This window comes from Paenibacillus sp. NRS-1760 (genome assembly GCF_050467785.1).
Classification (GTDB): domain Bacteria; phylum Bacillota; class Bacilli; order Paenibacillales; family Paenibacillaceae; genus Pristimantibacillus.
Genome location: NZ_JBITPK010000013.1, coordinates 575,781 through 595,319, shown reverse-complemented (window position 1 = coordinate 595,319; position 19,539 = coordinate 575,781). Strand labels below are relative to the sequence as shown.

General features: G+C 41.8%; 18 protein-coding genes. 4 read left to right on the top strand and 14 right to left on the bottom strand.

The window, feature by feature from the left end; genetic code table 11:
• Window positions 1-4: 4 nt before the first annotated feature.
• Window positions 5-574 carry a class I SAM-dependent methyltransferase gene (locus ACIFSR_RS18285; RefSeq protein WP_339202593.1) on the bottom strand — a complete coding sequence of 190 codons (570 nt, stop codon included), beginning with the start codon at window positions 572-574 and terminating at the stop codon, window positions 5-7.
• A 222-nt stretch (window positions 575-796) separates the two neighbouring features.
• Here ACIFSR_RS18285 and ACIFSR_RS18280 point away from each other — a divergent pair, with 222 nt between their 5' ends.
• Both ACIFSR_RS18280 and ACIFSR_RS18275 read left to right on the top strand, forming a co-directional pair.
• On the top strand, window positions 797-1,636 hold the full coding sequence (locus tag ACIFSR_RS18280) for a sugar phosphate isomerase/epimerase family protein (protein WP_430058985.1): 840 nt from the start codon (window positions 797-799) through the stop codon (window positions 1,634-1,636).
• A 97-nt stretch (window positions 1,637-1,733) separates the two neighbouring features.
• Window positions 1,734-2,534 carry a (2Fe-2S)-binding protein gene (locus ACIFSR_RS18275; protein ID WP_430058982.1) on the top strand — a complete coding sequence of 267 codons (801 nt, stop codon included), beginning with the start codon at window positions 1,734-1,736 and terminating at the stop codon, window positions 2,532-2,534.
• A 94-nt stretch (window positions 2,535-2,628) separates the two neighbouring features.
• Here ACIFSR_RS18275 and ACIFSR_RS18270 read toward each other — a convergent pair whose 3' ends face one another.
• The 6 genes from ACIFSR_RS18270 to ACIFSR_RS18245 form a co-directional block, all read right to left on the bottom strand.
• Window positions 2,629-3,564: a tyrosine-type recombinase/integrase gene (locus ACIFSR_RS18270; RefSeq protein WP_430058979.1), complete on the bottom strand. Its 936-nt coding sequence runs from the start codon at window positions 3,562-3,564 to the stop codon at window positions 2,629-2,631.
• Between the two features lie 165 nt (window positions 3,565-3,729).
• A complete protein-coding gene (locus ACIFSR_RS18265) occupies window positions 3,730-4,947 on the bottom strand; it encodes a Ger(x)C family spore germination protein (RefSeq protein ID WP_430058976.1) in 1,218 nt (405 codons plus the stop codon).
• Complete coding sequence (locus ACIFSR_RS18260) at window positions 4,944-6,038, bottom strand: spore germination protein (RefSeq protein ID WP_430058973.1); 1,095 nt, start codon at window positions 6,036-6,038, stop codon at window positions 4,944-4,946. The genes ACIFSR_RS18265 and ACIFSR_RS18260 overlap by 4 nt, the downstream gene beginning before the upstream one ends.
• Window positions 6,039-6,067: 29 nt before the next feature.
• The gene (locus tag ACIFSR_RS18255; protein ID WP_430058971.1) at window positions 6,068-7,519 is read right to left on the bottom strand and encodes a spore germination protein; all 1,452 of its coding nucleotides are present in this window, start codon (window positions 7,517-7,519) and stop codon (window positions 6,068-6,070) included.
• 275 nt (window positions 7,520-7,794) lie between these two features.
• Complete coding sequence (locus tag ACIFSR_RS18250; RefSeq protein WP_430058968.1) at window positions 7,795-9,738, bottom strand: ATP-dependent DNA helicase; 1,944 nt, start codon at window positions 9,736-9,738, stop codon at window positions 7,795-7,797.
• Window positions 9,739-9,877: 139 nt separating this feature from the next.
• Window positions 9,878-11,446, bottom strand: a complete 1,569-nt coding sequence (locus ACIFSR_RS18245; RefSeq protein WP_430058965.1) for a glycosyltransferase — start codon at window positions 11,444-11,446, stop codon at window positions 9,878-9,880.
• A gap of 158 nt (window positions 11,447-11,604) precedes the next feature.
• Between ACIFSR_RS18245 and ACIFSR_RS18240 the strand changes: the two genes are divergently transcribed.
• On the top strand, window positions 11,605-11,907 hold the full coding sequence (locus ACIFSR_RS18240) for a DUF5658 family protein (protein WP_430058962.1): 303 nt from the start codon (window positions 11,605-11,607) through the stop codon (window positions 11,905-11,907).
• A gap of 95 nt (window positions 11,908-12,002) precedes the next feature.
• Window positions 12,003-13,226: a voltage-gated chloride channel family protein gene (locus tag ACIFSR_RS18235; protein WP_430058961.1), complete on the top strand. Its 1,224-nt coding sequence runs from the start codon at window positions 12,003-12,005 to the stop codon at window positions 13,224-13,226.
• A gap of 51 nt (window positions 13,227-13,277) precedes the next feature.
• Here the strand turns inward: ACIFSR_RS18235 and ACIFSR_RS18230 are convergent, their stop codons facing one another.
• From ACIFSR_RS18230 to ACIFSR_RS18200, 7 genes are all read right to left on the bottom strand, one after another.
• The gene (locus ACIFSR_RS18230; protein WP_430058959.1) at window positions 13,278-14,120 is read right to left on the bottom strand and encodes an undecaprenyl-diphosphate phosphatase; all 843 of its coding nucleotides are present in this window, start codon (window positions 14,118-14,120) and stop codon (window positions 13,278-13,280) included.
• Between the two features lie 206 nt (window positions 14,121-14,326).
• Complete coding sequence (locus tag ACIFSR_RS18225; protein WP_430058958.1) at window positions 14,327-15,202, bottom strand: radical SAM/SPASM domain-containing protein; 876 nt, start codon at window positions 15,200-15,202, stop codon at window positions 14,327-14,329.
• Window positions 15,203-15,333: 131 nt separating this feature from the next.
• Entirely contained in the window at window positions 15,334-16,011 is a 678-nt protein-coding gene (locus ACIFSR_RS18220) for a DUF4166 domain-containing protein (protein ID WP_430058956.1), read from the bottom strand.
• Between the two features lie 25 nt (window positions 16,012-16,036).
• Entirely contained in the window at window positions 16,037-16,942 is a 906-nt protein-coding gene (locus ACIFSR_RS18215; RefSeq protein ID WP_430058953.1) for a DoxX-like family protein, read from the bottom strand.
• Complete coding sequence (locus tag ACIFSR_RS18210) at window positions 16,943-17,383, bottom strand: thiol-disulfide oxidoreductase DCC family protein (RefSeq protein ID WP_430058951.1); 441 nt, start codon at window positions 17,381-17,383, stop codon at window positions 16,943-16,945.
• A gap of 135 nt (window positions 17,384-17,518) precedes the next feature.
• Entirely contained in the window at window positions 17,519-18,157 is a 639-nt protein-coding gene (locus ACIFSR_RS18205) for a response regulator (RefSeq protein ID WP_430058948.1), read from the bottom strand.
• A 21-nt stretch (window positions 18,158-18,178) separates the two neighbouring features.
• A complete protein-coding gene (locus ACIFSR_RS18200) occupies window positions 18,179-19,495 on the bottom strand; it encodes an ATP-binding protein (RefSeq protein ID WP_430058945.1) in 1,317 nt (438 codons plus the stop codon).
• Between the last annotated feature and the right edge of the window lie 44 nt (window positions 19,496-19,539).

Sequence of the window (19,539 nt, the reverse complement as noted above, 5' to 3'; positions counted from 1 at the left end):
AAGGCTATTTTTTTCTACAGACGTAGACGAAAGCAGGCGGAACATTAATAGGTACAAAAATGATCTTTTCAATATGAAAATGTATGCTTAATTGCTTCTTCATTTGCTGTGAATACTGAAAGGCAACAAACCATCCATCATCCTTTAAGGAGTTTACAATTTGCGCGATCAGCATATCCCTCAGTGTCTGATGGAAATTGAAAAAAGGCAAGCCGCTAATGACACAGTCCAATTGCTTAATTCCTTCCTGCTTTAAGGCTGCTTGCAAGTTTGTCGTGTTCTCATAACATGCAAAATTAGGGTAATTTTCTTCCAATGTTTTTAACATATACGGATCTGTCTCAAAAAGCAAAACTTTAGTTTGCTGGTGAGCAGCTGCCTGAATATGCTTTGTAATCGCACCGGTGCCAGCACCAAGCTCCGCTGCCGCTAGTACCTCATGCCATGGTACGCTCTCGACCATCTTTTGGGCCAAATACTTGGAGCTTGGCATGACACTGCCGATTTCCTTAGGCTTATATAAAAACTTATACAGAAACAAACCTTTTTCCTTTAACGATTGTTTTATTCCCATGATTGTTGGTCACTCCCTCGCTTCTTTTCCTCATGCTAACAAGAGATTGTGCGGATAAAGTGAGGATAAATATGAATTTATTCTGAATACATTCTTTAACTTCAATATCCCACAAAAATGACCAACTAGAGGAGTAATATGCCAAAAGCGAAGCTTTTTTTCGGCTTGCTGCGTGCTATGCTAGCCTTAGGATTAAATAATATAGTAAAGGCGGGATATATAGTGTCATATCTATCAATCAGCACATGGAGCTTACATCGCAATCTTGGACCTCTTCACTGGACGGTATGGGATACCGAAACGAATACTCATAAAACGCGTGTACAAGAACAACCGCAGCTTACGACTTTGCTAGACCTTCCAGCTGAAGCAGCTGCTAGAGGTTATCAAGCGCTTGAAGTTTGCCATTTTCATTTCCCTTCAACAGAACCGGCTTATCTTGAGCAGCTTCGCCTCTCTTTCGAAAATGCTGCGATTAAGTTTGATACCTTGCTGCTCGACTATGGCGACATAACAACAGTTGATGCGGCTAAAAGAACAGCAGATCTTAGTTTCATTCAGAATTGGATTGATATTGCTTCACAAAGTGGAGCTAAACAAATTCGTGTCATTGCTGGTGAAGCTTCATCTACTGATGATGCTGCCATTGAATTGTCCGCTTCCTCCATGTCCGAGCTAGCTGAATATGCTGCTTCTAGAAATGTTCATGTTATAACAGAAAATTTCAAATCGCTTACGTCGACATCGGAAAGCAGTCTTAAGCTGCTTGCGCATGCGGGTAAAGCAGTAGGCTTTATAACCGACTTCGGTAACTATCATAGCGCGGACAAAATCAGTGAAATCGGCGATACGGCACCACTAAGCGTCTCAGTTCATGTTAAGCCTACCTATGACGATGCCGGTGTCCCTGATAAGGACGAGCTAGTCTCCTATCTTACTGAGGTTGAACGAGTTGGGTTTAAGGGTGCTTATGTTCTTATATACGATGGCCCAGGAGATATGTGGGAAGGGCTTAACCGAGTTAAAGCAATTGTAGAGCCATTAATATTGACAGTCCGCTAGCCCCCTCCTATACTTATAGAGTGGAATAATGATAATCATTATCGAGTAAACCTACTCTATAGGTATATTTTGAGAAACCGAAATGGGGCACAAATAAATGGCACATGACATGGACTTTACACTTGTAGAAAAATATTTTCACATTTCTCCGAAAGGTGCCGCTCATCCCTTGCTTGAGCTGCCAGCGACCAGCTTTTATGACAAAGAAACTGCTCATGCAACTCTTATAAAAGCCGGAGAAATGGTGCAAGCAACGGGCATGCAACTAGCTGCTTCCTTTGTAGGCATGTCCTTCTTTAATCTGTGCATAACGAATCTATTTTTTGCTGCCCAATACAACCGTTATTTGGATTTATCGCTACATAATTTAACTTATCAGCTTGAGAAACACGATGATCATGCTCATCTTGGCTTCAAAATTAATGCGCTTCGCTGGACAGATGTGCCAACCGAAGAACAAGAAAGAAAGCAGTTTTTAGAGAATGCCTTCCGAACTAGCTTTAAGGATGAGATTAACGATATTGTCGAAGCTGTAGCCATAAGCGCCGATGTGAAATCCGCCATGATCTGGAACCAGGTCGGTGGACAACTGCAGGGTGTAATTGATTTTCTGAAAAATAATATGAATGATCAGTCACTGTTGACAGTTGTTCAGCGCGATCTTGAGGTCATTCTCGGTCTGCCTGCTGAGGTATTTAATCGAAAACGGAACCCTTTTGTTCACAAGCCTCGGTATATCGATGATCCGTGGTCACCTGGAGGTCCACAAATCGTTCTTCGCTCTTCATGCTGTATGTATGATTGTCGTGTTGATGGTGTGAAATGTTATACATGCCCTCGCATGCTGCCAGAAGAACGTGAAGAAAGACGCAATCTGGTTGCAGCTGGCGTCCAGTAATATAAAAAGCTGATGTCAGATACTACATGTACCTGACATCAGCTTTTTTTGCTGCATTATTTTATAAATCCGATATTTGTTTACATAATTATTATTATGTAACCTTATTTTGAAATTTCATTGGGATTTTGCTGGAAATGTTGTTCATCGCATTTCGAAGCTGTTTATTATCAATATGCGTGTAAATTTGTGTTGTTTCAATACTCGCGTGCCCAAGCAGCTCTTGCAAGGTTCGTATGTCTGTACCGCTGCGAATTTGCATCGTTGCAAATGAATGCCGCAGCTTATGGCTCGATAGCCTTTTATCCGCAAGCGCAGGCATCGTCTCCTTTAGCAGCTTGATCGTTTCATCAGCGACGGTCTGTATCATTCGTATAGATAGTCTTCGTCCAAACTGCGATACAAAAAACGGCTGCTCCTTACCCTGCCTGGATTCCTTGCGCTCAGCAAGCGCCTCATTCAATACATGCTGCAACGCATCCGGCAATGGGATAACGCGCCATTTACGCCCTTTCCCGAGAATATGAATTGATCCATCCTGCCTAAAATCCTGTACATTCATCCGGTGTACCTCACCGACGCGAAGACCTGCATAGGACATTAATAAAACAATTGCGACATTGCGAATATAATATTTCCCCTGTATGGCTTGCAGAAGTGCTTCGAGTTCATTTTCTTCCAAGTAAACCGGAATACGATTTTTCTCCTGCTTGGACTTTGCGATAAGCGCAGCAGGATTGCCATCCAAATGCTCCATCTCGATCAACGCTTTAAAAAATGAACGCAAAGAAGAAAGCTTGCGATTGCGCGCCTCATCCCCTGCCCCCTTCTCACGGCAAACTGCCATGTAGCGCATAATATCCATTTTCGTAATATTTTTTGTTTCTGTTGGATGTACCGTCTGTAGAAAAAAACGAACATCATTTATGTAGGCTTGATGTGTGGATTTTGTCATCCCTTTATTTTTCATCCAAATCGAAAATAAGTCCATTTCTAAGCCGTAGCTATCCGTCACCTCATGTTGTCCCATTCGCAAGCAAATCCTCCATAAAAAACCTATTTTCACCCTCTATTTAAGTGACCATTACTCTATTATGATAGCTTAAAAGTTGATATAAAAGCAAACTGCGTGAAATATGTATTTCACGCAGTTTTTTATCCGCAGAAATGATGATTTTTTCGGCAAAATTAGCGATCAATGCTTACGTTTTGCTCCTGTATCCGTAATAGCCAGTTTAATGCTATAAGTAATCGGAATGCGACTGAATTCTTCATCCCAATCCTCTTTAACCTTTTGCCATACTTTTGGATGCGATATGCTTAGTTTAGTACCGAACCCCATAACGTCTGTCTTATATTCCTTTTGAATTTTATGTAAGGCTCTATTCACGAGTCGGCTTACTTCCTTCTCTGATGAATGTACAGCCTTGGTTACAAATTTGTGATCTAGAGGCACGTTGTCAATTAACCACTCTTCAATTAGTCGACCATCCGATTCTATATTAACGTGAAAACTAATTTTTCCATTCTTGACCTGTGAAATTATTTTACTTTTAAGCGTTTTGATCTCATAAGCAATGACCTGCTTCGTTTCAGGATCATAGCTTTTTACTAAACCGCCTTTGCCTTCGCCAGTCAACCACATTATGCCTAACAATTCTTCCTCCGATAGCAGTCCCTTGAATTTTTGGGTTTTCCCCTTAATAACGGCTGCACCTGAAAATTCAATCTCGCCTTCAGCAGCTACGATATTTTGAAGTAAATAGCTGGACTTTGCATGCATCTTACCCTCTACTGCAATAAGCGACATCGGAGGTATGATCTTCAATGTACGATAACGATTGCCGATCATCTCAATTACACGGAACGAAGGTATAATGTTAGTACCTTTTGATTCAAATACATCTCTAGCCATGCCGCTGCTCATGACAATTAAGCTATTCGGCCGAATATTATTATCCCTCAACATAAAGCTAAGGAGATTATTCATGCTGTATTTTCGAGACAACATCTCATTTATAACGATCACCTTCAAATGATGACCGATTACAGGCCGCTCCATTCGTGCAGAAAATCCTCTAACCATTTCAAAAAGCGAATCTCCTGTCTCCGAAACATTTATATAAGGTTTAGCTGTTACAACACCTGAAGATTCACCGTCTTTCCCCTCTGATTGTTTATCTATAATTTGCAGCGTGTAGGTGATCAGATCCTTTTTCCGATTTGAGGTACTCAGCTTATCCATTTTTTTCTCAATTTCCGTTTTGCTGGCAACATCAAGCGCTATTCCGACATATAGCCCAAGATCCTCAATCTCATCCTTGCTCCAACAACCCGTTTGGACAAGCAGCGTTAGCGTGCATAGGCATGCTAGTAAAAATCGTCCACGATTGTTGCTGTGGATCATCATCATTTTACACTCCTTTTTTTCCACTTCGTCATACCAAACAATATGATGGTCATAGAGACAAACAAATAAAGAGCGGTATTGCCTAGCAAGCTGCCGTATACAAACAGAGCGCTCGTATTTTTGGGAAGCGTGGAAACTAGAAATACAATGGGCAGTAAGAAATATAAGCATTTCATCATTTTTGCTTTGAATACTTGTGACAATCCCAAGGCTGCAGCATAATACGTAATGACAAAAGAAGAATAGATTTGCATAATCCAAATGACAAGAAAAAACGATTCAAATCTTTCAAATATTAGTCCAGAAAGCTCAAAGCTGCGTACAAGATCGAGTGTTGGCCACGTCCGTGTAATGACTACATCTATCGATAGCCCGCCAACTACAATAATTACGGTCAGCAAATAAATAAAGAACGGAATCGCTGTGCCATAGACGACGGCTTTTACCGATTTTTTCGGATTATCCATAAATGCAGTTAAAATCAATATGATTTCTACGCCTAGAAAGGACAGTGAGGTGGTTTGGACCCCCCTGAGAGGAGGCATGATTCCTTGCCCTAATACAGGCCGCAAATGATCGATTTCGAATATCCGTAAAGACATTAACATGACTAATACGTAAATAACGATTGTTATCGGCAAAATGACCTCAAATAACCTCGCAATCGGATTAATGCCGCTGGTCATCAAATAGAAGCTAACCCAAATAAAAACCATGACAATGACCCATGGAGGCGTTCCTTCCAGCAGAAAAAATTCCGTAACCTCAGATAAAACACGCACCTGATAAGCAGCTGTCATAAAAAAATAAATAACAAACGCTATGCCAATTATGCCTCCTATCCATTTTCCGAGAAGCTTCTGAGTAAACTGGTACACTGTTTGATTGATATGTAATTTTGCCAATGCAGCCATAAACACGCCTACTAATAAGGCAACCGCTCCCCCAATTAGTACCGATATCCATACATCCGGTGTCCCTACTTTTTCAACAGAAGCTCTAGGCAATGTAAGAATTCCTGAACCCAGCATAAAGTTTGAAATGATCACAGCAGTTTGAACGGTTGTAATGCGATCATTGGACATTTTTTTCATATAAAGCCTTCTTCCAACTCCATATTTATTCAATTCTTCGTGCGTGTATTGTCTTTTGGCTGCAGCATCTCAGGTCGTTTTTTCATCATAAATATAGGCATGCGAACAATAAAATCTTTCCAATCTTTAACACGGTAAGGAACTGCCGGGCTCGCATAGGGAACGCCAAAGCTCTTAAGCTTGACGACATGTGCGCATAACAATAAGGAAAACAATATTACGCCATACAAGCCGAATGCTGCAGCGCAGAACATAGCAGCAAAACGCAACATTCTAAGCGCTATCCCAGCATTGTATTGTGGTATTGCAAACGATGATATCGCAGTTAATGCAACAACAATAACCAAAATTGGACTCACGATACCCGCTCGAACAGCCGCTTCACCAATAATCAAACCTCCTACGATTCCCATGGCCGGCCCAATTGGTTTAGGCAGTCGAAGCCCCGCCTCTCGCAATATTTCAATCGCTACCTCCATAATGAGCGCTTCAACTAGTGATGAGAAAGGTACCCCTTCTCTAGCGCCAACGATAGAAATAGCCAATTTAGTTGGGATTAGGCCAGGATGAAACGATATAAAGGAAATGTACATCGCTGGTGTCAATAACGCGATCAAAGCGGCAAGAAAACGCAGCATTCTGAGCAATGTGCCAACCATCCAACGCTCATAATAATCCTCCGGTGATTGCAGAAGCATGCTAAATGTAACAGGTGCAATCAACGCAAAAGGGGTACCATCGAGCAGAATAGCAACCCTGCCTTCCATCAATGCGCCAATGACCCGATCAGGCCTTTCCGTACTTTGCACCTGTGGAAACGGACTTAAAAAATTATCTTCGATGAGCTGCTCAACGTATCCTGATTCAGGTAAATTATCAATATCGATCTTGCTTACCCTGCGCCTGACCTTTTCGACTAATTCAGGATCAGCAATATCTTTAATATAAGCAATGATGAGCTGCTTCTTAGCACGTGTGCCAACATACATGCTCATGAATGATAGGCTGGCATTTTCACCATGTCTTCTTAGAATCGCAGTATTGTCGGATAAGTTCTCATTAAAGCCAGCTCTCGGCCCTCTAACTAATGCTTCAGAAATTGGTTCCTCAATATTTCGGGATTTGCTCCTTGCAGTGCCAATGATAATAATTTCATCTATTCCATCAACGAGCACTGCTGTTGCACCCATTAACACTTTTGGCAGCATTTCTTCTAAAGAATGGACTTCACTTAATTGACTAACAGTTAATATCTGATTGGTTAAAAACGATTTTGAGACGGTTTTGCCTTCTCCTTGAACAGACATTAACGCTCTCAAAATATGCTGATCAATCAAATCACAATCTGCTAATCCATTTACAAAAACGATAGCTGCGTTTATACCCGTATCCCCAATTGAGCACTCACGCACCAAAACATCGGAATGAAACTCCATTTGTTCATGAATGGCTTTCAGCCGCACTTGAATATTTCCGCTCATCGGATTACTCATCATCAGCTTGGCGAGACCGATTAAAGATAGATGAGATAAGAAGAGGAATCACGAGGGTGACAACAGCTTGTACGCATACCGTCCAATTAGGAATGTTTATCTGATCGTGTAAAGGCATAGTACATACACTCCTTGTTGTTTTTTGTCGAATTATTCCTATTTTTGCCGTAATGGGTAGGTTATAAACTTCTGTTCGTTCAAAGTGCAGGAATAAAAAAAAGAGAAGGGTTTCCCCTTCTCCTTATTTGAACCTTATTCTCTTTTTAGGAGTAACTTAATGCTACACCTTTCGGAAGCACACCTTCCACTTGTTCACGCACATAGCTATCATTCATTTTTTGGCCGAAAATAACGATTTTCCCGCTGTCTTCACGTGTTCTAATCAAACGTCCAATGCCTTGTCGTAAACGAAGCAGCATATACGGCATATCCACTTGTTCGAACGGTGATTCAGAGTCATTTCGTCTCGCTGCGAATAATGGATCATTTGGAGGAAACGGAAGTTCCCACACAATAACCTGGGAAAGAGATGGACCAGGTATATCTAAACCTTCCCATAATGTCACTGCACATAAAATGCTGGCTTCATCCTGTTGAAACTGTTCGATCAAATAGCTGATTTCGCTTGTGCCCTCATAAAAGAAAGTATAAGCCGCACTATCCGCATGCTTGTCCGATTCTGCCTTGAATTGCTCTAGCTGCTCCATCGATGGGAACAAAATAAGCGACCTTCCGCCTGATTGTTTAAGCAAACGATACGTTTCATTTACCTTATCGTTAAGCGCCGTAAACTGTTCAGCTTTTGGAATCTCCACAGTCATTTGCTGCTCATAGTCATATGGTGATGGGACCGAGAAAGATAGTGAGTTATCCATACCCAATATGTCCATCATATATTCAAATGAGCCGTTAACCGAGAGCGTTGCTGAGGAAAATACGATTGGCATTTTACGAGAGAAAACTTGCTCCTTCAACACTTCCTTCACCACTTTTGGCATGATGACGAGTGACGTTCCTTCTTTATCCTGCGAAACCCAGCTAATTGGCTTGTCCGCTTGCTTGAATAAGGAAAGCGCAAATTGAATCATTTCCAAATGCTCTTCAACGATTTTTAGCTGATACGTATCAATTGTGTATAAGCCGCTTTCGAATACGAGCTCTTCTTCTATAACCGATAGCGTATCCTGCAAACGATTAATTTCACGAATAAGCTCCGCACTCCAAATGATTTCCTTGCGATCCGAAGCAGGAACCTTCTGGCTGTGCTTATTCAACATTTTAAATAAGAATTCACTTTGGGCAATCGCATCCTCAACAGCTACAGCAAGAGTTTCACGAATCTCTTCTTGCAGCAATCTTATGACGATTCCTTCAAAAACAGCATGATTCAGCTTGTAAGTCAGCGCTTGCTGTGCGGCTGTTTCAAGCAGATGGCCCTCATCAAATACTACAGAGCTGTACTCTGGAAGCAATGGAAGCTGGCCTTCACGTTTTCTTGCATCATATGTCCATATATGCTCCATATAGAAATCATGCGAGCAAATAATGACATCTGCAGATTTGCGATAATGGTCACGTGAGAGTGTTTGACCACAACGATGTCTAACGTCACACACTAAGCAGTCCTGAAATACATCCCAGCCCAGCTCGTTCCACTGGTCATCATTTAAGCTAGGATAGTCCTTGCGATTTCCATATGGATGGAAGCTTTGCATAGAATCCTGCTTATGGATGAAGCTTGGAAGTTCTCGATATATATTGTCATATAGCTCCGCGTTATCTTGTCCAGCTCTCGCATTATCCAGCTTTTTCAAGCAAATATATTGATCTGCTGATTTGCCTAATCTAGCATCAATCGTTAGATCCAAATATTTTCCTAGCTTTGCAATATCGCCTTCAGGCTTTACAAGCTGCTCAATTAAGGATTCATCGGCACAAGCAATAATTGCTGGTTTTCTTGTGTAACGAGCATAGGTGATCGCATACAGCAAGTAAACGAATGTTTTGCCCGTTCCTACTCCAGCTTCAGCAAATATCGTTTGTTTATCTGCAAAAGCACGTTCCAATTGAAAAGCCATATAGATTTGTTCATCTCTAATTTCAAAACCAGCTTCAGGCAGCTTCTCATAAAAAACATCAGCGATCCAATCGCTAGCCTGTTGTATAAAAGGTTGTTTCGGGTCAAACTCAAATGGATATTTATTCAAGGTTGCTTGCCTCCATATAGTAGGCACAACCGGCTGTATGCGGACATACAGCCGGTTGTGAAATCTCCTGCACTAATCGTACACTCAAATATATCACTAGAGTGTATGCTTAGTCAAAGGTTATGATTTATTTGCTTTATTACTCTATCCATTTCACCAGATTCGGCTTCTCATCCAAAATGGATTCATATTGCTCCTTCCAGCCATAAATCGCATCAGGATCAAGCTTCTTGTAGCGGTCATATTTATGCAAACGATCCTGCTCCCTCGCCCAGCCGAAATGTTTTACTCGCAGGTTTGACGTCTTATTAGCAAGTGAATAAATGTTTTCAGGAAATCTCCCGCAGTGCTGAGGAGTTTGCTTCCACACATAAGAAAATCCCTCTACATATTTCAATAAAAATGGGCGGTACACACTATGGGCATTCCAGTATACATCCTCGCGATAATGATCTTCCGACCAAAAATCAAATAATCGAAACAAATAAGTGAAGGTTTCCGTATCGTTTAGGAGCACTGGCAGCTCTTCCTTAAATTTTTGCTCAAAATATTCATCCGCATCCATATTCAGAATCCACTGCGGCCGAATGCGAATCGTTTCCTCCCATTGCTGCGTTCTTAGCTTTACTTCATTATGAAATTGCGAGCTTTCGTTTTTAATATAGGTCAAAGGAATGCCGGCAAGGCATTCATGAACGATTTCCCCGGTATGATCCGTGCTTCCATCGTCAATAATGACCGCATGATCTATATATTCCCTATGATGCTCAAGCACTTCTTTTAAAAAGCGCTCACCCTCATTTTTTACGATCATAGATAACGTAAGCTTAGGACCTGCTGTGGGCACAATGATCGTAGGTCCTTGTGCTGGCAACATATTCGAATTTGTATATGCTTTGTCCTGAGTCGATTCCATAAACAAAATAGCGCGCTCAATATCCGATTCTCGGTAGATATGAAAGGCTGGGTATCTGGTGTCCACGTACAAATCGATGCCAAGAGCAACTGCTCGAATGCAGAAATGACGATCTTCGCCCCAAAACGATACATTCGAGATCGTCCGAAATGATATCGGCTTCTCTAGTGCTGAGCGAGCGATATACGTGCACGCACCAAGGCCGCCAACCTGATAAACACCAGGGACTCTAAGCTTCATTAGAAACATGACAGCCGCTTCCGCACCGTCACCGGCTTTTACTGTTCCATCTGACTGAAACGGCCAATACGTATCCTTCAGCCAAACCTGCGGCATTTCCATCGTATTAGGCTGCCACTGTGTCCAGAAAATAGTGGAAATGATCTCTTTCTCAGAAGAAATCAAAGATTCAATTGCTTCCGGGTGAATCAGCAAATCCGAATCAATGAGGAATAATCCATCAAATTGCTGCTCTCTCGCTGTTTGGATCATATGATCCTTCCAGCTTGCGATTTTATCAATTAAATCATTGCTCCAGTAATGAGTAAACTCATCCCTGGCATATGGTGTTATCGAATCGCCTCTAATTAAGATGGTTTCACTTTCATTGTTCTCTTTTTGCTTCGATATAAAATCGCTCAGCAATTGCGAGGACTGCTCGTTATCATTGTCGTCAATAAAGAAATAATCTACTTTAAAAGAGCTTGCTTCGATTCGCGCAAGCGAGGCTAAAAAGTGACGCAATATGTTCGGTCTTTGGCGAATGGGACTTCCAATCAATATTCGCTTCAACGTTAGGCCTCCTTTATTCCACAGAAATTCCTTAGGAATGATAATCCTTATGAGGCATATGCATCTATTATGCAAAACCCAGATCATTTTTTCAGAATGGAGGCTTAAATGCCATTACTGCTCTCAAAGAATGGGACTTAAAACCGCTGCTGTTCGGATTGCTGTTTCTATGTTTTGCCGACGCTTTATTTACAGATATAGGCTTGAGGCTATCATTAATTGAGGAGCTCAACCCACTCGTACAAAAACTTTATGACTGGAATATCGTTAGCTACTACGGGATGAAGCTGCTGCTCCCACTGCTGCTTATCCTCATTTATTATCGTATGAAAAATCGGTATTGGATCAATCCATGTATTCTGATTACGGTATTGATCTACTTTCTCGTCAATATTTATCACTTGGTTTGGATTTCTTACGGTGTCCATGACGGCTGGTTTTCACTTGATTCGCTGATATGAATTTCTTTACCTCTTCTAGGAGTGTTGTATAATAGCTAATAGAAACAATACAACATATTCCTTCTCTCAGGGAGCCAACGAAGGAGTTCACATGAATGATTGATGTAAGGCATTTCGCACCGCTCACACTTGCCAAATATATGTTGAAATGGCTGTTCATTGCTGGAGTAATCGGCATCTTATCTGGTTCTGCTTCCGCATTATTTCTAGCCAGTCTTGAATTCGTAACCGAAACGCGTGTACAACATTTGTGGTTATTGTGGCTTCTGCCACTCGGCGGTGCCTTCGTAAGTTATCTTTATCTCAAGTTTGGGAAAGAAGCAGGTAGAGGAAATAATCTAATTATAGAGCAAATACATACCGGTAATGGCTCCATCCCATTAAGAATGGCACCACTTGTTCTGATTGGAACTTTAATCACCCATTTATTTGGCGGATCTGCTGGTCGAGAAGGTACTGCAGTACAAATGGGCGGCAGCTTAGCAGAATGGTTTGGCAAGCTAATTAAACGAGGCCGGCTTGATCGCAAAATCATTTTGATGTGCGGCATTAGCAGCGGCTTTGGTGCTGTTTTTGGCACACCTCTAGCCGGTACAATCTTTGGACTAGAAGTACTTGCAATCGGCGTCATCAGTTATGAAGCGCTGCTCCCCTGCTTTATCGCGAGTTATGTTGGCCATTTGGTTGCTACCGCGTGGGGAATTCAACATATCTCCTATTCAATGGGTGATGTCCCTCCGCTCGACTGGCTGCTCATTGTCAAAGTTGTCATTGCATCTGTGCTTTTTGGTCTAGCCGCATTATTATTCACTCAGCTGGTACGAGGATTCAAACGTTTATTTAGTAAATGGTTTAAAAGTCCTGTTCTCAAAAGCTTTTTGGGCGGACTATTCATTGTTGCTCTCGTCTATGCGATCGGAACACGTGATTATTTGGGACTAGGCATCCCGCTCCTAGAGCAGTCCTTTCAAGAGGCGGTTTCGCCGTTTGTTTTTTTATTGAAAACACTATTTACTGCTATAACGCTTGGGACAGGCTTTCAAGGCGGGGAGGTAACTCCACTCTTTGTCATCGGCTCAACGCTAGGAAGCGCACTTGCAGGTTTGCTCCATGTCTCCGTCCCCCTGCTCGCTGCCATTGGTTTCATATCCGTATTCAGCGGCGCTGCCAAGACGCCAATCGCTTGCTTCATCATGGGCATTGAATTATTTGGGACTGAAGGTGCAATTTATATGTTTATCGGCTGCGTAATCGCATTTATATGTTCAGGTCGAATCGGCATCTATGAAGCTCAAAAACCAATTGAGTTACATCCATAAATCGAAAAAAAGCCTGCTCCTTATCATAAGGGAGCAGGCTTTTTCTATTGGTTAAAAATAAACGATATAGATTACAGCAGCAAGCACGATGCGGTATATTGCAAATGGTACAAGCTTGATTTTGTTAATAAGCTTCAAGAAGAAACGAATCGAAAGAAGTGCAAAAACGAATGCGCTTATGAAACCTGCGATAAAAAACGGCAATGACTCTAACGTGAAGTATTCCCAGTTTTTCGCCAAGGACAACAAGCTCGCACCAGCCATGATCGGCACAGCCATGATGAAAGTGAAATCAGCAGCAGCGCGGTGACTCATGCCTAGCAGCACCCCTCCGGAAATAGTAGAACCGGAACGGGAGAAGCCTGGCCAGAGGGATAAACATTGGATAAGCCCAACGGAGAAGGCTTGCTTATAAGTGATCTGGTCAACTGACTCGATCTTAGGTTTCTTAGGCCCAAAACGATCGGCAATAATCATAAGTATAGCTCCGATAACTAGACCAATTAGCACTGTGCGTATCGAGAATAAATGTTCATCAATGTAATCGTCAAACAATAGACCAAGTACACCAGCTGGGATGAGACCAACGATAACATGTGTAAGCTTTAGCTTTTTCTTCGGTTGAGAAGATGCTTGTGCCGCGTCCTTGCTGCCTCTGTTCAAGCCCAGCAAGTCAATAAAACGATTTCGGAAAATAATGACTACTGCTAAAATGGAGCCGAGCTGAATAACAATTTTGAATGTGTTCGCAACGTACTTCGTCAAGTACTGTTCCGTTTGAAGCCACATATCGTCAACAATGACCATATGTCCTGTCGAGGATACAGGTGCAAATTCCGTTAATCCTTCAACAATACCTAAAATAATCGCTTTTAAAATCGTAATAAAATCCATGTGTAGTTGAATCTCCTAACTCTCTGATTGATAGAAAGACGACAAAGAACAGCACGGAATAAATCATAACACAAAACGACCCCACTCAACAATTCCAACGCAATACCTATAATTCACATAACATAACTCATTAATAACCGTTACTATAGTTATTTTGTCATTACAAATTGCCTTGTTGACCTACTAGCATAATCCTAGTAATCAAATCACCCAAAACGTTGGCGATAGCCGCATTTCCTGCACAGCTCCTCGACAGCTTCCCGTCTTGAGAAACCATCATAGAGATTAGTTGATCGCTCATTCTCAATAATTTCCGAGAAATGAGTATCGTGAATGTTTCCTAAATTAATGACGCCCTCTCCGTCCAAGCAGCAAGGGATGACTGTTCCGTCGATGAGAATGCCAGCTTGATTCCTTAAGGCATGGCAGAAGCCTTTCCCATTATACTCCGGCTCTTTTAAATCCGGCCATTTGAACTCAGGATCTTGATTTAGGTAAATGCGCTCCGCTATTTTGACACCCGAGCCGGGTATGAATTTTTCTTCAATTTTATAATCGAGATTAAATGCCTTCTCTATCATGCCCAGGAGCTCTCGGTTTTTGTTTTTCTGCTGATTCGTTTCATTGTCCATATCTAAGTTCCATAGCCGAAACGAAATAATAATATCGCTGCTTGCGACGGCTTCCTTTACGAAGGATAAGATTTCAGCAAGGTAACCTTCTTTATTCGTGGAACCGGCATGGCCGTCAAAGCTGTGCAGCGAGAAGTTAATTTGACGCAAGGCTGGCTTGTTAAGTAGCTTTTCCTTGTTTTTCGTAATAAGTGTTCCATTGGACGTAATATTTACTTTGAAGCCCTTCTCATGGCTAATATCAAGCAGCTCGTCCATCTTAGGATGCAGCATTGGCTCGCCTTTTACATGAAAATAAATATAATCCGTATGCGGCTTGATCTGATCCAGTGTTTTTTTGAAATCCTCCACTTTAATGAAACCTTTCGCTCGCAATGTGGGCGGACAGAAGCTGCAGGATAAGTTGCAAATACTTGTCGTCTCTATATAAAACTTTTTAAATTTTTTCATTAGTCAGATACTCCGTTTCCCATGGGTCCAGCTTCATTTACCTCGTTAGCTTGAACCTGCTTATCGTGTCAGCTTCTATTATACAACGCCAAACACGAAAGTGACAAAAAGGAATAAACAGCAGTAGCCGTTTATTCCCTCTTCTCTTCACGCAATGGCCGAATTCCAATCGGAATCGCCTCATGCCCGCTATTCACGAATGAAGCTTGGAAAGAGCCTTCATAACGGAAAATTTGCCCAAGGATAGGGTTCCGAACGTCCACTGATATTTTGTAGCAGCGCTCCTCATCGTCATACCACTCATTCACTTCTGCTCTACCTGTAAACAAACGAGGAAATCGGAATTGAAGCCACCCTTCATAGAAACGCTGCTCACCCGAAATAATTCGAATTCCGCCCTTTGTGGAAACTGCAACATCCAAATCGACTGCTAAATGCTGCTTATTGCCTAAATAATCAACGATAATCTCTCTTTCTCCGCTATACACCATCGTTGCGTCAAAATGGCGGATCGCCCTTGGAAACTTGAATTTGCGAATCCACGTGACGGTTTCACGTCCGAATGCATCTACATATGCATAGTTTTCAATTGAAAACGGGATGTTTACGCCGCCTTGGGGGAACATGATGTGGCGGAGCGTTCCAATAAACAATGGCAGTGCAGCAAGTTTGTTGTACCATATAAGCTGCATGACTCCATGTCCGATAGACGCAGTACGATCTTGACTGCAAAAGCCAAAACGCTGCTGTATGCGAGGATGGAGCTTTTGAAAATCAGCTCCTAACGCTTGTTCATATATAGAACGCATCGTGATTTCCCCTTTTCTAATCTGTTTATTTAAATTGTCTTTTACAGCGGCTCGCTTGCGGCAAGTGACGTCTGCTTAAATAGGCTGTTAAGCCTAAACCAATCATTGGCAACGTAAGCGTAATTGGATTAAAAGGCGACTTCAGCAATTCTGAATAGAATAGAAGCACTGGCATTGTCAATGAAATAAGTGCCAATACATGAATAATATAAATCCATTTTCTCCTATGGAAACAAGCGATTAGCACACCAAGTCCCATTTCTCCAATACCGATTAATTGAACCATTTGCAGCTCCATTCCATTAAACCAACCCACCTGCCTCATCATCGTCAACTCTCCCGTTTCTGGGAACAAGAGCTTAGGCACAAGGCCTTCATAACACCAGAGCAGAACGATGAAGCAGACGCTCAAATAATGAAGCAAAGCTCTCTCTGCAACAACAGAAGGAGGAATACGTTCCTCAAGCCATATTCGCAATCGATCGAAGCTCCAAGCGGTAGCCCAGCCAAATAGGGGTCGGAATAAAAAGCGATCCATAATTCGTCCTGCAATACCGAAACGAGTCTGATAATTAAATAGTGTTATAAAGGACTGTTTGTCTCCAAGATCCTTGTACTTCCAATAACCGCCTCCGATTCGTATTAACGAGATTGGCTGCTCCGAAGCAAAAGTTAGCGTCGATACTCTTTCGTTTCCATCTTTGAAAATTGTGCTGCTCGTTTCTCCTGTGCCTCTAATGTTTAGACCAAAGCCAATTCTCGTTTCATACTGGAATTTCTGGATGTCGGATTCACTGTTTTTTGGAAAATATTGAATTTTCGAGAATCGGAGATCCCATTGCTCATGCAGCTGTGGGATTTGAGTATGCGCCCACAGCTCATCCTGTGTTGCACGAATTTCAAGCTCGACGTAAATCGGTTTTCTATTCATTCATGCTCCTCCTATTCCATCGTCCAAAAATCTCTCTAATAACTCTGGTGTCGGGATGATGCACATTTCATGTTTCTCAAACCAACGATAGCGATTTCGCGCAATAATATGATATACATAGTTTCTCCAAGCAAGCGGTACGAAGCGAAACCAATACAACAACCTCCACCAGCCGTCAAGCTTGCGAAATACTCGAAGCGCCGCTTCGGATTTGGTATAGTACTGATTCGACTGCACCATTACAAACGTATCAAGATCATCTATAGGCAAATTTCCATTCTTAAGCAACTGCTGACCAACAGGCGACTGAAGCGCAGCAAATCGAAAATATTTCTTTTTATCTCTCTTCACGACAAAGTGAGTGATTTTATTACATAATATGCATTTTCCATCAATGAGCAGTACAGCAGCTTCGTCGTTGTGTGAGGTTATTGCTTCCATGTTAAATCGCTCCCTCTCTCGTTTTATTTTAAACGCAAGCCGTATAGTATCGGCAGTTCCATCTTTCATAGAACGACAAACAAAGGGGTACTACGTTATGTAGTACCCCTTTGCCTTCTAGCTATGTAAAATAGGTTATTCCTTCTCATCACGCTGGAAAATTCCTCTTCGCTTCACTTTTTCCACAGCTTCTTTGCTGCTGCGCACGCCAAGCTTCTTGAGCATTTTATTGACCTGATTTTTGAGCGTGCTCTCTGCCTTGTAAAGCTTCTTCTCAATTTGCGATTGCGTGTAGCCGGCTTCAATAAGCTCGAATACTTCACGTTCTGCGCCAGTTAATTCCTTAAGCTGCTCCTCGCGCTTTAGCCGAGTTAGTTCGTTAAGTAAAGCCTCCATAGGAGCAGAATGATGATATGCGTTACGAATCGTTTGTGGCAGCTCCTGGAAGCGTGTCTTCTCCAAATACTGTACAGCACCGGCTGTAAAGGCCTGAGTCATCGTCTGCTCATCATTTAATGACGTTAACATAATAATCTTGGCGGGAGAATGCTCATGCATAAGAATTGCTGTATGAATGCCGTCAAGCCTGCTGCCCTCAAGCTGAATATCCATTAGTACAACATCAAACGTAAGCGTTTGTGCAAGATTTATCGCATCGGTAGAATTAGTTGCCGTACCTACGACAAGCAAATCAGACTCTTTATTCAAAAAAGTAGTGAGCGCTTTAATCCAATCCGTGTCATCCTCAACGATAAACACTTTGATATGATTCAAGGTTGCTCCCTCCTTCTCTACTCATTTTAAAATCTTTTTTCTCGGCCATATTAAGGCTGCACGTGTTCCTACGCCTTCTTGGCTTGTCAGAATAACCTTAGCACCGCTCTTTTGCATAACATTATAAACATAAGATAAGCCGAGTCCGAAATTCCGTCCACTTTTCCCACTGCTATAGAAGGGATCAAACACCTGGCTTAGCTTCTCCTCCGAGATGCCCATGCCACAATCCTGCACTGAAAGCTCCACACCATTCTTATACGCTGCAAGCCTCACTTCAATAGCTCCTCCATTTGGCATTGCATCACTTGCATTCATGAGCAGGTTGCCAAATGCTTCGCTTATATGAATGGGATCACATTGGATGACAGGACGCAGCTCATACTTCGCGGTTAACGAAATTCCTTTATTTTGCATCAGAGCCTCATGCTGATAAAGAACTTTATCAATGAGCTGATCGAGCTGAACCGGCTGCTCTTTCAGGGTAATGTCCTTTATTTGACTATGAATACGGCTGATCATCTCAAGCATATGATTGGATGCATTCGTTATGATCTGCATATGCTGCATAGATTGCTCATTCGATTCAGGCAGCAGATTTCTTAAATTTTCCGTACTGATGGCTATTTTTCCTATTTCATTTTTTATCGTATGATTAAGCATCGTAGTTCCAGTGCTAACTGCTCGCATCGTACTTTCCATTGGATCATGCTCAAAGCGGAGTTTAACACCAAGAACACCATACATGAAGGTACATAACAGCGCGACCGACAACGAATAAATCATAAAGACTGATATATAATTAAAAAATTCAAAATCCGGTGTAATCACCTTTGCCACATATATGAAGATTAGAACAGCCAGCAGTGTTGGAACCATTATGATTGTGGTGATAAAGCGGCTTCGCTTTATCCTTGCATCACGCTCTTTCCAAAAGGATGCGACTAATAAATAACAGGAAATTAAATAATAAGGCGCGCTCCATAGCAGCAAAAGGTTAAAAAACCATTGCACATCAGAAGAAATCATAACAAATGAAGCCATCAAAAAAATCGGAATGGCAAGATAAAATTTCAGTTTTTTTCTCATTCGGTTATGGTCTAGAACAGACGCATAGAGTAGGCAGAATACGAAAACAGCATAAGGCGTGAATGTATAATTAAGAAATTGCAGTAGATCAGTTATTAAGAATAAACCATAGTCTATTAAAACTTCTGAGAGTCCGCCAATTGAAGCGCTGAACAAAAATAAAGCAGCCCAGCGATTCGATTCGCTCCTGCGATTATTTAAGATGACAATTACGGCTGCCGTAAATAATGCGACAAAATAAAACAGCATATAGGTTACCATCCTGTCATTGTTTGTATGTCTATCCTACCATA

Coding starts and splice junctions, on each gene's coding strand:
- ACIFSR_RS18210 (WP_430058951.1), bottom strand. CDS start 17,383: ATGGAAGCAATAACCTCACACAACGACGAAGCTGCTGTACTGCTCATT.
- ACIFSR_RS18230 (WP_430058959.1), bottom strand. CDS start 14,120: ATGGATTTTATTACGATTTTAAAAGCGATTATTTTAGGTATTGTTGAA.
- ACIFSR_RS18225 (WP_430058958.1), bottom strand. CDS start 15,202: ATGAAAAAATTTAAAAAGTTTTATATAGAGACGACAAGTATTTGCAAC.
- ACIFSR_RS18215 (WP_430058953.1), bottom strand. CDS start 16,942: ATGAATAGAAAACCGATTTACGTCGAGCTTGAAATTCGTGCAACACAG.
- ACIFSR_RS18255 (WP_430058971.1), bottom strand. CDS start 7,519: ATGAGCGGAAATATTCAAGTGCGGCTGAAAGCCATTCATGAACAAATG.
- ACIFSR_RS18220 (WP_430058956.1), bottom strand. CDS start 16,011: ATGCGTTCTATATATGAACAAGCGTTAGGAGCTGATTTTCAAAAGCTC.
- ACIFSR_RS18200 (WP_430058945.1), bottom strand. CDS start 19,495: ATGCTGTTTTATTTTGTCGCATTATTTACGGCAGCCGTAATTGTCATC.
- ACIFSR_RS18270 (WP_430058979.1), bottom strand. CDS start 3,564: ATGGGACAACATGAGGTGACGGATAGCTACGGCTTAGAAATGGACTTA.
- ACIFSR_RS18285 (WP_339202593.1), bottom strand. CDS start 574: ATGGGAATAAAACAATCGTTAAAGGAAAAAGGTTTGTTTCTGTATAAG.
- ACIFSR_RS18235 (WP_430058961.1), top strand. CDS start 12,003: ATGATTGATGTAAGGCATTTCGCACCGCTCACACTTGCCAAATATATG.
- ACIFSR_RS18275 (WP_430058982.1), top strand. CDS start 1,734: ATGGCACATGACATGGACTTTACACTTGTAGAAAAATATTTTCACATT.
- ACIFSR_RS18265 (WP_430058976.1), bottom strand. CDS start 4,947: ATGATGATGATCCACAGCAACAATCGTGGACGATTTTTACTAGCATGC.
- ACIFSR_RS18260 (WP_430058973.1), bottom strand. CDS start 6,038: ATGAAAAAAATGTCCAATGATCGCATTACAACCGTTCAAACTGCTGTG.